The organism is Bacillus cihuensis, assembly GCF_000504145.1.
GTDB lineage: Bacteria > Bacillota > Bacilli > Bacillales > DSM-1321 > Peribacillus > Peribacillus huizhouensis.
In genome coordinates, this window is record NZ_KI632499.1 from 20,644 (window position 1) to 34,840 (window position 14,197).

Here is a 14,197-nt window from a genome sequence, read left to right on the forward strand (position 1 = left end):
GAAGCCAATGAATATTGAACAATTTCAAACGGAGCTGAAAGAGAGAGGCATTGCGCTTTCTCCTTTGCAGCTTCAGCAATTTGAAACGTACTACGAATTATTAGTTGAATGGAACGAAAAAATGAATTTAACGGCCATTACAAATAAAGAAGAAGTATATCTAAAGCATTTTTATGATTCCATTAGTGCAGCATTCTACTTTGATTTTACTAAGCCGTATAAGATTTGTGATGTAGGAGCGGGCGCAGGTTTTCCTAGCATCCCATTAAAAATCTGTTTTCCAGAGTTACATATTTCCATTGTAGATTCTCTTAATAAACGAATTTCCTTCCTTGAGCACTTGGCTAAGACTTTGAAACTTTCACATACTCAATTTTATCACGACCGTGCTGAAACGTTTGCGCAGAAACAAGAGCATCGTGAAGTTTATGATATTGTTATGGCAAGAGCCGTTGCACGAATGTCCGTTTTGAGTGAACTTTGCTTGCCACTCGTTAAACAGAACGGTACATTTATTGCAATGAAGGCTGCCAGCACCAATGATGAATTGGACGCAGGTAAGAAGGCAATCTTTACATTAGGTGGTAAAGTAGAAGAAATTCATCACTTTTTGCTGCCAGAAGAAAATAGTGAGAGAACTGTTATCACGATTAGTAAAGTGAAAACAACGCCTAAAAAGTATCCACGTAAGCCAGGTACACCGAATAAAATGCCTATTGAATAACGAATACTAGGGCGTGTAATTATTACAAGATTACAAATTTCATTATTTTTCACGATTTTTGAGGAATAATATTTTGAATGATATATTGTAATTGTGAGGTTTGAGTCTTTTGATAAGAGACATCCTCTTGTATTTTTCGAGTAAATATGTATGGATATTAGAAGGACTTGTCATTTTTATAGAGAATATGATAAATGGGAGCTTTTTAAAGGTGGTGTAGGGAAATGAAGCATCCTTTTTCGCGGTTCTTTGGGTTAGGCGAAAAAGAAGAAGAGCAAGTAGATATGGAGACACCTAGTAAAAATGAAGAAATAAAACAAATAGCCATTTCTGATATAGTAGCAAACCGGTACCAACCAAGAACGGTATTTAATGAAAATAAGATTGCGGAATTGGCTCAGACTATTCACACACATGGTATCATTCAACCGATTGTTGTCAGGGAATATGAACAAGGTAAGTTTGAAATTATTGCAGGTGAACGTAGATTTAGGGCTATGCAAAAACTCGGTTGGGAGTCGGCACCGGCAATTGTTAAGGACTTCAATGATACAGAAACGGCATCAGTAGCACTTATAGAGAATTTACAAAGGGAAGAGCTTACGCCAATTGAAGAAGCTCTCGCTTATGGTAAGTTATTGGAACTACATCAACTTACACAGGAAGCACTTGCGCAAAGGCTAGGGATTGGTCAATCAACGGTGGCGAATAAGTTAAGGTTATTGAAGTTGCCCCAAGAAGTGCAAGATGCCATTTTACAAAAACAGATTACCGAACGCCATGCTCGCTCATTAATTCCTTTGAAAGATCCAGAGAAACAAGTAAAACTTCTTGCAGAAATTATTGAGAAGAATTGGAATGTGAAGCAAACGGAAGAGCGAGTTGTGAAATTGCTCAGCAGCATAGATAATAAACCGAAACCGAAGCGAAAGGCTTTCAGTAAAGATATGCGAATTGCTCTCAACACAATTAGACAATCTCTTACAATGGTAACCGATAATGGAATAAATCTTGATTCGGAGGAAGAGGAATTTGAGGAATATTATCAATTTACGATAAAAATTCCAAAGAAGAAATCATAATCTTATAGAATTATTGAGGTTGTCTTAGGAAGGGTCCGATCTCACACTTTATACACCGTTTATAGTGTCATTTAGACGTCATATAATCGGTATATAATAGATGTGGGCTTATGACCCTTTCGTTATAGGACAGCCTCCTTTTGCTATAGCTGAACATTCAATATTAATACTTTCAAAGGCTATCTAAAATATTCTTTTTTTTGTTTGATTTTGAGAAAATAATTAAAAGGTACTCTATTCATGATAAAATAGAAAAGATTAATAGATTGCTTTTTTAGTAATCTGAAGATTAGAGTCAGAAATTTTTGAATTCGAAAATGAAATAGGTATATAAATGATAGATGTAAGAAGAAATTGTTTCGAAAGTAGGTGACATCATGGGAAAGGTTCTTGCGATTGCCAATCAAAAGGGCGGGGTTGGCAAAACGACAACCTCAGTAAATCTAGGCGCTTGTTTAGCATACATTGGAAAAAAAGTACTAATAGTAGATATTGATCCTCAAGGCAATGCCACGAGTGGAGTGGGGATTGATAAGTCGGATGTCGAACAGTGTATATATGATGTACTGGTCGATGATGTCTGTGCGAACGTGGTGATTAAAGAGACAAAGGTTGAGAATCTGTACACGATTCCAGCTACGATTCAACTTGCAGGCGCAGAAATAGAGTTGGTGCCGACTATTTCGAGAGAAGTCCGTTTGAAAAGGGCACTTGAGGAAGTCGAACATCTATATGATTATGTTATTATTGACTGTCCACCATCTTTAGGCTTGCTTACGTTAAACTCATTAACTGCAGCTGATGCAGTATTGATTCCTGTACAATGTGAATATTATGCCTTAGAAGGACTCAGTCAGTTGTTGAACACCATTCGCCTCGTTCAAAAGCACTTGAATCAGTCCTTGAAAATTGAAGGGGTGCTGCTCACTATGCTCGATGCCCGGACAAACTTAGGCTTGCAAGTAATTGAGGAAGTAAAAAAATACTTTCAGGATAAAGTATACCAAACAATTATTCCTAGAAATGTTAGATTAAGTGAAGCACCGAGCCACGGAGAACCTATTATTATCTATGATCCTAAATCAAAAGGAGCAGAGGTTTATTTAGACCTCGCGAAGGAAGTGATAGCAAATGGCTAAGGGACTTGGAAAAGGGATCAATGCCCTATTTACAAATCTTGAAGCGGGAAAAGAGGATGCGGTTATTGAAGTAAATATCAAGGAACTACGCCCGAATCCTTATCAGCCGCGGAAAGTATTCCGAAAAGAGACACTTGCAGAGTTAAGACAATCAATTGAACTACATGGAATTCTTCAACCGATAATCGCTAGAAAAAGTATTAAGGGCTATGAGATTGTTGTTGGTGAAAGACGTTTTCGAGCTGCGAAGGAAGCCGGGTTGAAGACCGTCCCTGTCGTTGTTAGAACACTTGATGAAAACCAAATGATGGAGTTGGCTATTTTAGAAAATCTTCAACGTGAAGATTTAAACCCAATTGAAGAAGCTTCAGCCTATCAGAAACTTTTAGAAAGACAAGGTGTTACTCAGGAACAATTGGCGAGGCGCTTAGGAAAAAGTCGTCCTCATGTTGCAAATCATATTAGGCTGCTATCGTTACCAACAGAGATTCAAACCTATATTTCTGAAGGGGAAATATCTATGGGACATGGTCGGGCATTGCTTTCATTGAAGAATAAGGATGCACTACAATTTGTGGTTGATAAAGTACTTAAGGATGGGATGAATGTTCGGCAATTAGAACAATACATTCAAGATTATAATCAAGATGTTCCACGTGAAACTGCAAGTAAAAAAGAGCCAACAAAAAAAGACGTTTTTATCAAAGAACGCGAATCAGTTTTACGCGAGCGATTTGGAACTTCGGTAACGATAAAACAAAGTAAGAAAAAAGGTAAAATTGAAATTGAATTTTATTCTCGTGAAGACCTGGAACGGATTTTGGAATTGATTCAACAAGAAGATTTGTCTTCATAAGTATAAAGAGGAGGGTTTAAGTAATTCACTCTTCTTTATTAAGTGATAAGTGAATAATGTTATGAGATTTTTATATGTATCGTACACCTGTCATGCTCGATTGATAAGTCAACTCATTATGGAAAATGGGACATCCTTTAAGGACTGCCTAGATTCCTATTTTTTTTGCATCGACAGGAAGCAGCGAATTTAGTTGGACTTCTTAGTTCTGGGGTCTTTGTCTACTTATTCAGTTTTTGTAGCCAAGACAGGTGTCGATTTCTTCTTTACATAATATCTATAGATAAAGGTGAGCGCGTTGGTGTTGTTAGGGACATTAGTTAACGGTTTATGTATTATTGTAGGCACATTACTGGGCAGGTTTCTTAAAAACATTCCTGAGAGTATGAAACAGACAGTAATGAGCGGGATAGGTCTTGCTGTTGTGGTTCTTGGACTTCAAATGGGCTTTAAAAGTCAGCAATTCCTCATTGTTATATTGAGTATAGTCCTAGGTGCTGTGCTCGGTGAGTGGATTGACTTAGATGCTAAGTTAAATGCGTTAGGAAATTGGCTAGAAAGAAAGTTAGGAGGGCCAAAGGAGGGAGATTCCATTTCGCAAGGTTTTGTGACCGCAACACTCATTTTCCTAATCGGGGCTATGGCAGTTATCGGTGCACTGGATAGTGGAATTAGACATGATCATGATGTGTTATATACAAAAGCAATTATTGATGGTTTCACAGCTATTATTCTAGCAAGCACGCTTGGCATTGGTGTTATTTTCTCAAGTATTCCTGTCATGCTCTATCAAGGAATTATTGCTCTTTTTGCAACGCAAATAGATAAATGGGTTCCAGCTGCTTATTTGGATTCTTTTATTTCAGAAATGACGGCAGCAGGAGGGGTAATGATTTTCGCTATTGGTTTAAATATAATGGGAGTTACAAAAATTCGAGTCGCAAACCTTTTACCTGGCATATTGGTTGTAGCTATCCTTACATTCGTTTTTTACTATTTTGAAATATCTTTATGAAAGCAACGTTTTTACGCTTAGTTATATGGAATGTGAAACTGCCGTGCTACACAAGTAAATGAACAATCATTTTAATAACCATGGTGATTAACATGTCTATTTCTTAAAAAGAAGGGAATAAATGCTTCCCTCCCATTACACACTTTTCTCTTGGTCTAACACGAAGTTAAAATGAGGGATTGTTGTTTGTTTAGCTGCAAAATGGAAGCTGGCAAAGTAAATGCCATTGGCAATTGTCTTAGCCATTTTTAGAACAAGACTCAAGCGAGTATTTTGCAAAACCATAAATTCCATAAATCCGCTCACATTAACAATCCCAGTAATATGGGCATCTCCTACAGCTGGAAGATCTTTATTCACCCCGGCTCCCGGTTTAACGGGGCCTTCACCTACTTGCACAATTCCAATACTTTTCGATCGACCAAGGCAAGCATCGATTCCTATGATGAATGGATTATCGTGTTTTGTCTTAATGATTGCAAGCTGTTCTGTTAAGTTCATCGCATGTATAGGTTCTTCAAGCGTTCCGTAAACAAAGAATGGAGAGGGGCTTGTTTTCTCTAATAATAAAGTTCCGACTAGTGGACCGAGAGAATCTCCTGTGGATCGATCTGTTCCAATGCACACGATAACGATAGTCTGCCCGTTTGCAGGAAGCAACGATATTAATTCCTGTGAGATTCTCCGTGGTGCATCTATTTCATCGTGCAAAATCCTATTTTTAGTGTCAAATAAACTAGATTTCAGGTTCATCGACTCCACTCCTCTGTCTTAGTACTAACAGTATACGGAAAAAAAGGAAATGGTATACGTGAAGGTGGGGAAAGAAATTTTAAAAAGGATTATAGTTTGGAGACTTCTTGAAAATGGTATAATACCATCATTGGTTACATTCAATTACAATGTTTCGTTATTCATTCTGTGACACCTAAGGATTTCTACCCCGCATTAACGGGTTGTAAAATTCCCACTGATTGAAGTTTCACTTTATCTGAGAGATTAAGATGATTAGTTGGGACAATGTAATTAAAAAAATATACTGGTTGGTGATCTGTTTGCCTATTTCAAGTAAGATGTTAGAAAGATTCATTGTTAAGTTTTCTGCAGAAGAGACCTGGATCGGTATTGGTGAGAGCTTATTGCAAATTTTAATTGTTTTTATTTTATCTCGTATTGTTATTGTGCTAGGAAAAAAAATCATCTCTAAATTTTTCCTGATGCGTGAGAAAAGCCCTTTGCGGGTATCGGAACGCAGAGATGCTACTTTATTAAGATTATTAAAGAATGTTCTTACATATACCGTTAATTTTATTACCATCATCATGATCTTGGAAGCTGTGCATATTGAAGTGAAAGCACTATTAGCTGGAGCAGGAATAATCGGGTTAGCTATTGGTTTCGGTGCACAAAGCTTGGTGAAAGATGTAATTATGGGCTTTTTTATTATATTTGAAGACCAGTTTTCGGTGGGCGACCAAATAAAGATTAAAGACTATGAAGGGGAAGTAGTGGAAATTGGATTAAGGACGACTAAGATTAAGAGCTCAATTGGACAACTGTTTGTGATTCCAAATGGAAGTATTCTAGAGGTTACTAATTTTTCCATTCTGAATAGCGTCACTGTTGTTGATCTTACACTTCCTTATGACGGGGATATCGAGCGTGCAGAAAGAACGATTTCTCATATGCTTGAATCATTGCCGGCAAAATATGAGGATATCGTGAAGACACCGCAAGTGTTAGGTATTCAGTCGCTCAACCCGAGTGATGTAGTTCTGAGAATTACAGCAGAAACCATCCCAACGCGGAACTACTATATAGGCAGGGTTTTGCGAAAAGAATTAAAGAACTGCATCGATGAAAACTATCTAAAAGCCACAGTCCAAGAAGAAGCGTAATGTATAAATTGTTATAGTAAAGGGGGAAGAAAAGTGGAAGAGAAAGTGTTTGGCCTAAATGATATAGTTGAAATGAAAAAGCCCCATCCATGCGGAGTGAATAGTTGGAAAATCATACGTTTGGGAATGGATATCCGCATTAAATGTGAAGGATGCGGTCATAGTGTCATTTTACCAAGACGTGAATTTAGCCGTAAAATGAAGAAAATATTAAAGAAGCACGAGGAAGAGTAAGAACTTACTTACGATAATGCGATGTCGAAGTGACTTCATGATACATGGGAAAGGATTGCTTTATTTCCTTGTCTTTTTCATGTCCACTATCTATAATTGTGAAAGGTTTAACTATACGACTGTAAATATAGTATATTTTTGAAATAAAGTGAAATTCCCATCATGGCTTTTTATCCCGCTGATGGCTAGTCCTGTTCTAGTGCCGCTAAATCGGAAGCTAAAGTTTCGATACAGTGACACTATGAACCTGATTCAATGAATCACAGACTTAGGCTCCGCGTCCTGCGGCAATGTCTGTGTGACCCACATCCTGTGGGCGCAAACTTTACCTCTGCTTATGCATCGGTAAGTTTCACTGTATCTCACTAATCGGAGATCACAGGCTGTTTTATTCCCCACCTATTTTTTTCTTTATTTGCCATGAAAATTGAAGCGGGAGATTACAGCCTGTTAAACCTGGATAAAAGGTAATTTATTAGAGGAGTGGAAGAAAATATGGCTTTAACGGCAGGTATTGTTGGTTTGCCGAATGTTGGTAAGTCTACATTGTTCAACGCAATAACTCAAGCTGGTGCAGAATCGGCCAACTACCCATTTTGTACGATTGACCCGAACGTAGGCATCGTAGAAGTGCCGGATCATCGTCTACAAAAATTAACTGAATTGGTACAACCCAAAAAAACAGTACCGACAGCATTTGAATTCACAGATATTGCTGGGATTGTAAAGGGTGCTAGTAAAGGTGAAGGACTAGGAAATAAGTTCTTATCACATATTCGTCAAGTAGATGCAATTTGCCAAGTTGTACGCTGCTTTGCAGATGATAATATTACGCATGTTTCAGGGAAAGTAAATCCAATCGATGATATTGAAGTAATTAATCTTGAATTGATTCTTGCCGATTTGGAATCAGTTGATAAGCGCATTGAACGCGTTGGTAAAATGGCGAAGCAAAAAGACAAAGATGCCATGTTTGAGCATGAAATTCTAGTTGCTTTGAAGGAAGCTTTAGAAGCAGAGAAGCCTGCTCGTACAGTAGAATTTTCTGATGAACAGTTAAAAGTCGTGAAAGGCATGCACCTACTGACAGCGAAACCGACGTTATATGTTGCAAATGTAAGCGAAGATGAAGTTGCAAACGCAGATGATAATGAGTATGTCAAACAAGTGCGCGAATATGCTGAGAAAGAAAACGCAGAGGTTATTGTCATTTGTGCAAAGATAGAAGAAGAAATTTCCGAACTTGATGGAGAGGAAAAGGAAATGTTCTTATCTGAACTTGGCATTGAAGAGTCTGGTCTTGACCAATTAATACGTGCTTCATACCATTTACTTGGACTTGCAACGTATTTTACAGCGGGTGTACAAGAAGTTCGTGCATGGACGTTCCGTAAAGGGATGAAAGCACCACAATGTGCGGGTGTTATTCATACAGACTTTGAACGTGGCTTTATCCGCGCAGAAACGGTTTCTTATGAAGATTTGTTGGCAGCTGGAAGTCATTCAGCAGCTAAAGAAGCAGGAAGAGTTCGACTTGAAGGAAAAGAATATATCGTAAATGACGGCGATGTTATTCATTTCCGTTTTAACGTATAAGAAGGTATGTAGGGTGTCTCAATAGGGTTTGACTCCGTATTCTAAATCAGTAAGTTGTGTAGCGTATACTTAACTTATACTGTATTTAGCTGTTGCGAGGTCCTATCCTTTGCTTTTGGGACACTCCTTTTTGTTGATTCATTTATCTACATAGATTCATTGCAAATAATGAACATCTGTGCTATAATTTCATCTTGTGAGTAATTATATAATTGCTCCTTGCCCGAAAAGGGCCGCTTAGACCAAAAGGAGGTGACAGAGATGAGAAAGTACGAAATTATGTACATCATCCGTCCAAACATTGAGGAAGACGCTAAGAAAGCACTAGTTGAACGTTTCAACACAATCCTTACTGATAATGGTGCGGAAATGACAGAAGCAAAAGAGTGGGGTAAACGCCGCCTAGCTTACGAAATCAATGATTTCCGTGACGGTTACTACATGCTTCTTAAAATCAATGGTGAAGCAGCTGCGATTCAAGAATTTGATCGTTTAGCTAAAATCAGCGAAGATATTATTCGCCACATGGTAACTAAAATCGAAGCTTAATTTGAAATAAATATAAATTCCCATCTGACAGGGGTTGATTCTGATGATGAATCGCGTAGTTTTAGTAGGTCGCTTAACAAAAGATCCTGAATTACGTTACACACCAAATGGAGTTCCTGTTGCTACTTTTACGTTAGCTGTCAATCGACCTTTTTCGAATCAGCAAGGTGAAAGGGAAGCAGACTTTATTAACTGTGTAGTTTGGCGAAAACCGGCAGAAAATGTGGCGAACTTTTTGAAAAAAGGAAGTTTAGCTGGCGTGGATGGACGTGTCCAAACACGTAATTATGAAGGACAAGACGGCAAACGTGTATATGTGACAGAGATTCAAGCTGAGAGCGTTCAATTTCTTGAACCACGAAGCAGTTCAGCGGGTGAAAGAAATGAAGGCGGTTCTTACGGAAATCAAAGAAGTTATAACAATAATAACGGCTATGATAACAATAATTCGTATGGACAAAATCCAAATCAGAATCAACGGAGCAATAACAACTATACACGTGTAGATGATGACCCATTTGCAAATGACGGTAAAACAATCGACATTTCAGATGATGATCTACCATTTTAAGCGATCGGCAGCTTAAAAAAAATAAAACGATAAGGAGGACAAAACAATGGCAATGGGTGGACGTAAAGGACGCGGAAAGCGTAAAAAGGTTTGTTACTTTACAGCAAACGGAATCACTCACATCGACTATAAAGATGTGGATCTTCTTAAAAAATTCATCTCAGAACGCGGTAAAATTTTACCACGTCGTGTAACTGGTACAAGTGCTAAATACCAACGCAAATTAACAATTGCGATTAAACGCTCACGTACTATGGCATTACTACCATATGTATCTGGTGAATAATAACAGTTAAAAACACATTGGGGATTCTCTCTAATGTGTTTTTTGTTAGTGAAAATAGAATGTTAAAAAGTCCTCTCAATAATCCCTAAAACGTTTATCACAAACAAGTAAATTTACAAGAACCCGACACTTCACTACCATAGGCTATTCACCCCATTATTGTATATAATTTTATCCTGCATTAACGGGCAGTAAAACCATCACCTCAAGGCTTTAGGGGATCAAAGAAGCGTGGGTGGGGGAATAACAGCCTAATCTAGTTGCGGCTCCTACCCCTACTTAAGGCCATAGGCTGTAATACTCTGTGGCAAACTACGCCGCGCCGTATTCCATCTTATGCTCGTCGGACTATCACAGGATGGGATGGAGTCTCCGTTGCTCACAGAATATGGGTCACACAGACATTGCCACAGAGCGCGGTGTACTTAGTCTGTGATTCATTGAACCTTAGATCGTACTGTCGATTGATCAAAGTGAAAACGAAAATCTTACGACACTAGAACGGGAATAACAATCAGTGGCGATGATGAAAACCCCACTGATTAAAGTTTCACTATAAAAACGAAAAAGAAGCAGATGGGAAATTTGAAATATTAAGATACAAACAGCTACAATAATAGGATATATGGATTGCAGTTAGAATATGATAACCTCGTCAATTTTGAAAGGATGTGAAGCGTTGAACGACGGAGGAAAAGTAGCAGAAGGCGGAGTATTGCTTGCTCTGTATAGTATATTATTATTTTTGGTGATTCAACTTCCTTTCATTGGATCAATCCTATTTTTTATTTTACCAATCCCTTTCATTTTAATAGCGCTTAAGCAAAGTATGACTTTTTGGGTTCTTAATCATTGCATGTTTACTAACTATGATCTTTGGGACCGTCTTGGCACTACCGGTAGCGTTATTAACAGGGATGTCAGGGATTACAATTGGCTATCAATTGCGGAAAAATTACTCAACCATTAAGATATTCATTAGTACAGTGATTGTCATGTTAGCTTGTTTAATTGTCATATTCGGATCTTCTGTCTGGTTCCTGAATATGAATGTTATTACCGAGAGTATTGATATGTTGAAAACGTCATTGGACAAATCCATTGAAATACTAGCTGCATTTGGAAAGAGCCCGACCGATAAGAGTTTAGAAAACATTTATGTAGCAATTGATTTACTGGATACACTAATACCATCTATGTTTGTGAAGTCTTCTTTGATCATGTCCTTTTTAATCCTTTTAGTAGCTCAGCCGTATTTAAAACGATTTAGCGAAAAACAATTGAATTGACCACTATTTAGAGATCTACAACTTCCAAAAAGTATTTTATGGTATTATTTAATTACGATGATTGTAGCGATGACTACCAATCCTAATCAAGGTGAGTTCTTATTTATTGTTATCTCCAATCTTTTATTTATATTACAATGTTTTGTCTTGATGCAAGGATTGTCATGTCTTTTTCTTGTCAGATAAGGGTGGTTAAAGGTCATACCTATAATTATGATTATTCTTATATTCATGAGCCCACTGTTTCAATTTATCGTTAGATTCTTGGGTATTATCGATTTAGGTTTTCCTTTAAGACAAAATATCGCTAAAAAAAAATAACGTGCATAAAATAATTGAAACGAGCAAAATGTATGATCCTTTTAGGAGCTGAAAATATGCCATCATATTTAAAGAAGTACCAGATCCTATCCCGCTTATATGGATTGCTTTCGGTAGCCATTCTGTTATTAGGTGTCCTCGCTTATTACAATTGGTGGGTCGCTTCTATAGGGTTTTTACTTTTCATTGGTTTGTTTGCGCTGGTTCTGCAAGTGGAATTGCGAAATCGGCGTGAAACTGAGGAGTATATCTCAACCCTATCCTATCGTTTAAAAAAGGTCGGTGAAGAGGCATTACTCGAAATGCCGATCGGCATCATGCTGATGAACGATGATTATTATATTGAGTGGACGAATCCGTACTTAGCGTCTTGCTTTGATGAAGATTCCTTAACGGGCAGGTCGTTGTACGATGTAGCAGAAGCAATTGTTCCGTTGATTAAGCAGGAATTGGAAAGTGAAACAATCACTCTTAATAACCGTAAATTCAGGATTGTGCATAAGCCTGAGGAGCGGTTGCTGTACTTTTTTGATGTTACAGAACAAATTGAAATTGAAAAACTATATGAAAATGAACGAACAGCTATTGCAGTAATTTTTCTTGATAACTATGATGATTTAACTCAAGGAATGGACGATCAGCGCAAAAGCAGTTTAAACAGTATGGTTACTTCCTTACTTGATAAATGGGCAAAGGATAATGGAGTTTTATTAAAACGGACTTCTTCAGATCGCTTTATTGGAATTTTTAATGAAAGTATTTTGCAACAGCTTGAAAAGGGTAAATTTGCTATACTGGATGAAATTCGCGAATCAACTTCAAAACATAATGTACCGCTAACATTAAGCATCGGTGTTGGTTCAAGTGTATCCTCGTTACCTGAGCTAGGGTCAATTGCTCAATCAAGCCTTGATTTGGCATTAGGGCGAGGTGGCGATCAAGTTGCTATTAAATTGCCGAATGGAAAGGTTAAGTTCTATGGAGGCAAAACGAACCCAATGGAGAAACGAACTAGAGTGCGGGCGAGGGTTATCTCCCATGCATTGAAGGATATAGTTCTCGATAGCGATAAGGTCATTGTGATGGGGCATAAGAGCCCTGATATGGATGCGATTGGATCAGCTATAGGTATATTGAAGGTTGCGCAGACGAATGACCGTGAAGGCTATATCGTAATTGATTTTCAAGATATAGATAAAAGCGTTCGACGATTAATAGAAGAAATTAAAGCAACAAAGCCAGATTTATATGGCCGGTTTATTACACCAGAAGATGCCTCTGAAATAATTACGGATGAAACACTTCTAGTCATAGTTGATACTCACAAGCCGTCGATGGTTATTGATGAACGATTGTTAAACAGAATGGATCAAGTAGTCGTAATTGACCATCATAGACGCAGTGATGAGTTTATTTCTCATTCCTTACTTGTTTACATGGAGCCGTATGCGTCTTCAACGGCCGAGCTTGTGACTGAGTTGCTTGAGTATCAGCCGAAGAAAAGCAAGATGGATATGTTAGAGGCAACTTCTCTACTTGCAGGCATTATCGTCGATACGAAGAGTTTCACACTAAGGACGGGATCGAGAACCTTTGATGCAGCATCTTATTTACGCACTCAGGGAGCGGACACAGTACTCGTTCAAAAGTTTTTAAAAGAAGACGTTCATACGTATATTGAACGATCGAAGCTGATTGAAGCTGTCTCCTTTTATAAGGAAGGTATTGCAATTGCAGTTGGTGAACCTGATGAAATCCATAACCAAGTAATAATCGCGCAAACTGCTGATACATTGCTTACAATGGACGGTGTTGTCGCCTCTTTTGTCATTGCTATGCGTTCAGATGACTTGGTTGGTATTAGCGCTCGTTCACTAGGAGATGTAAATGTGCAAGTCGTTATGGAGATGATTGAAGGCGGAGGGCATTTAACCAATGCGGCAGCTCAAGTGGCAGGTTCTATTGATGAAGCTGAATCATTATTAAAAGCAGCCATCGATGAATATTTAGAGGGAGGAAAAAAACAATGAAAGTTATCTTTTTAAAAGACGTAAAAGGAAAAGGGAAAAAAGGGGAAGTTAAAAATGTTGCGGATGGATATGCACATAACTTTCTTTTAAAACAAGGATTAGCTGTTGAAGCGAATAATGCAAATACAAAAACACTAGAAGCGAAAAAAAATAAAGAAGACCAACTTGCAGCTGAAGAATTACAGCAAGCAAGAGAATTGAAAGAAAAAATCGAAAACCTAACGGTTGAGCTACACGCAAAAGCTGGAGATGGCGGCAGATTATTCGGTTCAATTACAACCAAACAAATTGCTGAAGAACTTCAGAAGAAACATGGCATCAAAATTGATAAACGAAAAATGGATCTTAATGAAGGGATTCGTTCTTTAGGCCACACGAAACTTCCAGTTAAGCTACACCATGAAGTAACGGCGACACTAACGGTTTCTGTAAAAGAAATTAACTAATTTTAGCACTGTCATATCGATAAAAAATTGATAAAATAGAGTATAGATAAAAAAGGAGATCGGGCTTATACGTTCAATCTTCTTTTTTTGATGAAATTATTCTGATTGTATGATATCTATACTATTTAAATAAAGTATTACAAATAGTGGGTGATCACCCG

Annotated in this window: 14 protein-coding genes and 1 pseudogene; 14 read left to right on the top strand and 1 reads right to left on the bottom strand. The window is 37.8% G+C overall.

The window, feature by feature from the left end:
- Window positions 1-7 precede the first annotated feature (7 nt).
- From rsmG to V179_RS0124405, 5 genes are all read left to right on the top strand, one after another.
- A complete protein-coding gene (gene rsmG / locus V179_RS0124385) occupies window positions 8-724 on the top strand; it encodes a 16S rRNA (guanine(527)-N(7))-methyltransferase RsmG (protein ID WP_028393788.1) in 717 nt (238 codons plus the stop codon).
- Window positions 725-948: 224 nt separating this feature from the next.
- Window positions 949-1,806: a nucleoid occlusion protein gene (gene noc / locus V179_RS0124390; RefSeq protein ID WP_028393789.1), complete on the top strand. Its 858-nt coding sequence runs from the start codon at window positions 949-951 to the stop codon at window positions 1,804-1,806.
- 377 nt (window positions 1,807-2,183) lie between these two features.
- Window positions 2,184-2,945, top strand: a complete 762-nt coding sequence (locus V179_RS0124395) for a ParA family protein (RefSeq protein WP_028393790.1) — start codon at window positions 2,184-2,186, stop codon at window positions 2,943-2,945.
- A complete protein-coding gene (locus V179_RS0124400; RefSeq protein ID WP_028393791.1) occupies window positions 2,938-3,801 on the top strand; it encodes a ParB/RepB/Spo0J family partition protein in 864 nt (287 codons plus the stop codon). The genes V179_RS0124395 and V179_RS0124400 overlap by 8 nt, the downstream gene beginning before the upstream one ends.
- Before the next feature lie 298 nt (window positions 3,802-4,099).
- Window positions 4,100-4,816 carry a DUF554 domain-containing protein gene (locus V179_RS0124405; RefSeq protein WP_028393792.1) on the top strand — a complete coding sequence of 239 codons (717 nt, stop codon included), beginning with the start codon at window positions 4,100-4,102 and terminating at the stop codon, window positions 4,814-4,816.
- Window positions 4,817-4,951: 135 nt separating this feature from the next.
- Here the strand turns inward: V179_RS0124405 and yyaC are convergent, their stop codons facing one another.
- The gene (yyaC, locus tag V179_RS0124410; RefSeq protein WP_028393793.1) at window positions 4,952-5,569 is read right to left on the bottom strand and encodes a spore protease YyaC; all 618 of its coding nucleotides are present in this window, start codon (window positions 5,567-5,569) and stop codon (window positions 4,952-4,954) included.
- Window positions 5,570-5,871: 302 nt separating this feature from the next.
- Between yyaC and V179_RS28675 the strand changes: the two genes are divergently transcribed.
- The 9 genes and pseudogenes from V179_RS28675 to rplI all read left to right on the top strand — a co-directional run bounded on the left by V179_RS28675 (window position 5,872) and on the right by rplI (window position 14,036).
- Entirely contained in the window at window positions 5,872-6,714 is an 843-nt protein-coding gene (locus tag V179_RS28675) for a mechanosensitive ion channel family protein (protein WP_235179246.1), read from the top strand.
- Between the two features lie 33 nt (window positions 6,715-6,747).
- On the top strand, window positions 6,748-6,948 hold the full coding sequence (locus tag V179_RS0124420; protein ID WP_028393794.1) for a DUF951 domain-containing protein: 201 nt from the start codon (window positions 6,748-6,750) through the stop codon (window positions 6,946-6,948).
- A 495-nt stretch (window positions 6,949-7,443) separates the two neighbouring features.
- Window positions 7,444-8,544 (top strand): redox-regulated ATPase YchF, encoded by a 1,101-nt coding sequence (gene ychF, locus V179_RS0124425; RefSeq protein WP_028393795.1) that lies wholly within the window; start codon window positions 7,444-7,446, stop codon window positions 8,542-8,544.
- Window positions 8,545-8,805: 261 nt separating this feature from the next.
- Entirely contained in the window at window positions 8,806-9,093 is a 288-nt protein-coding gene (rpsF, locus tag V179_RS0124430; RefSeq protein WP_028393796.1) for a 30S ribosomal protein S6, read from the top strand.
- Between the two features lie 43 nt (window positions 9,094-9,136).
- Window positions 9,137-9,664 carry a single-stranded DNA-binding protein gene (gene ssb / locus V179_RS0124435; RefSeq protein WP_028393797.1) on the top strand — a complete coding sequence of 176 codons (528 nt, stop codon included), beginning with the start codon at window positions 9,137-9,139 and terminating at the stop codon, window positions 9,662-9,664.
- Window positions 9,665-9,710: 46 nt separating this feature from the next.
- A complete protein-coding gene (gene rpsR / locus V179_RS0124440) occupies window positions 9,711-9,950 on the top strand; it encodes a 30S ribosomal protein S18 (protein WP_028393798.1) in 240 nt (79 codons plus the stop codon).
- 851 nt (window positions 9,951-10,801) lie between these two features.
- Window positions 10,802-11,425: pseudogene (locus V179_RS30325) on the top strand (DUF2232 domain-containing protein).
- Window positions 11,426-11,616: 191 nt separating this feature from the next.
- On the top strand, window positions 11,617-13,590 hold the full coding sequence (locus V179_RS0124455) for a DHH family phosphoesterase (protein ID WP_028393801.1): 1,974 nt from the start codon (window positions 11,617-11,619) through the stop codon (window positions 13,588-13,590).
- Window positions 13,587-14,036 (top strand): 50S ribosomal protein L9, encoded by a 450-nt coding sequence (rplI, locus tag V179_RS0124460; protein ID WP_028393802.1) that lies wholly within the window; start codon window positions 13,587-13,589, stop codon window positions 14,034-14,036. Before V179_RS0124455 ends, rplI begins: the two co-directional genes overlap by 4 nt.
- The last annotated feature ends 161 nt before the right edge of the window (window positions 14,037-14,197 follow it).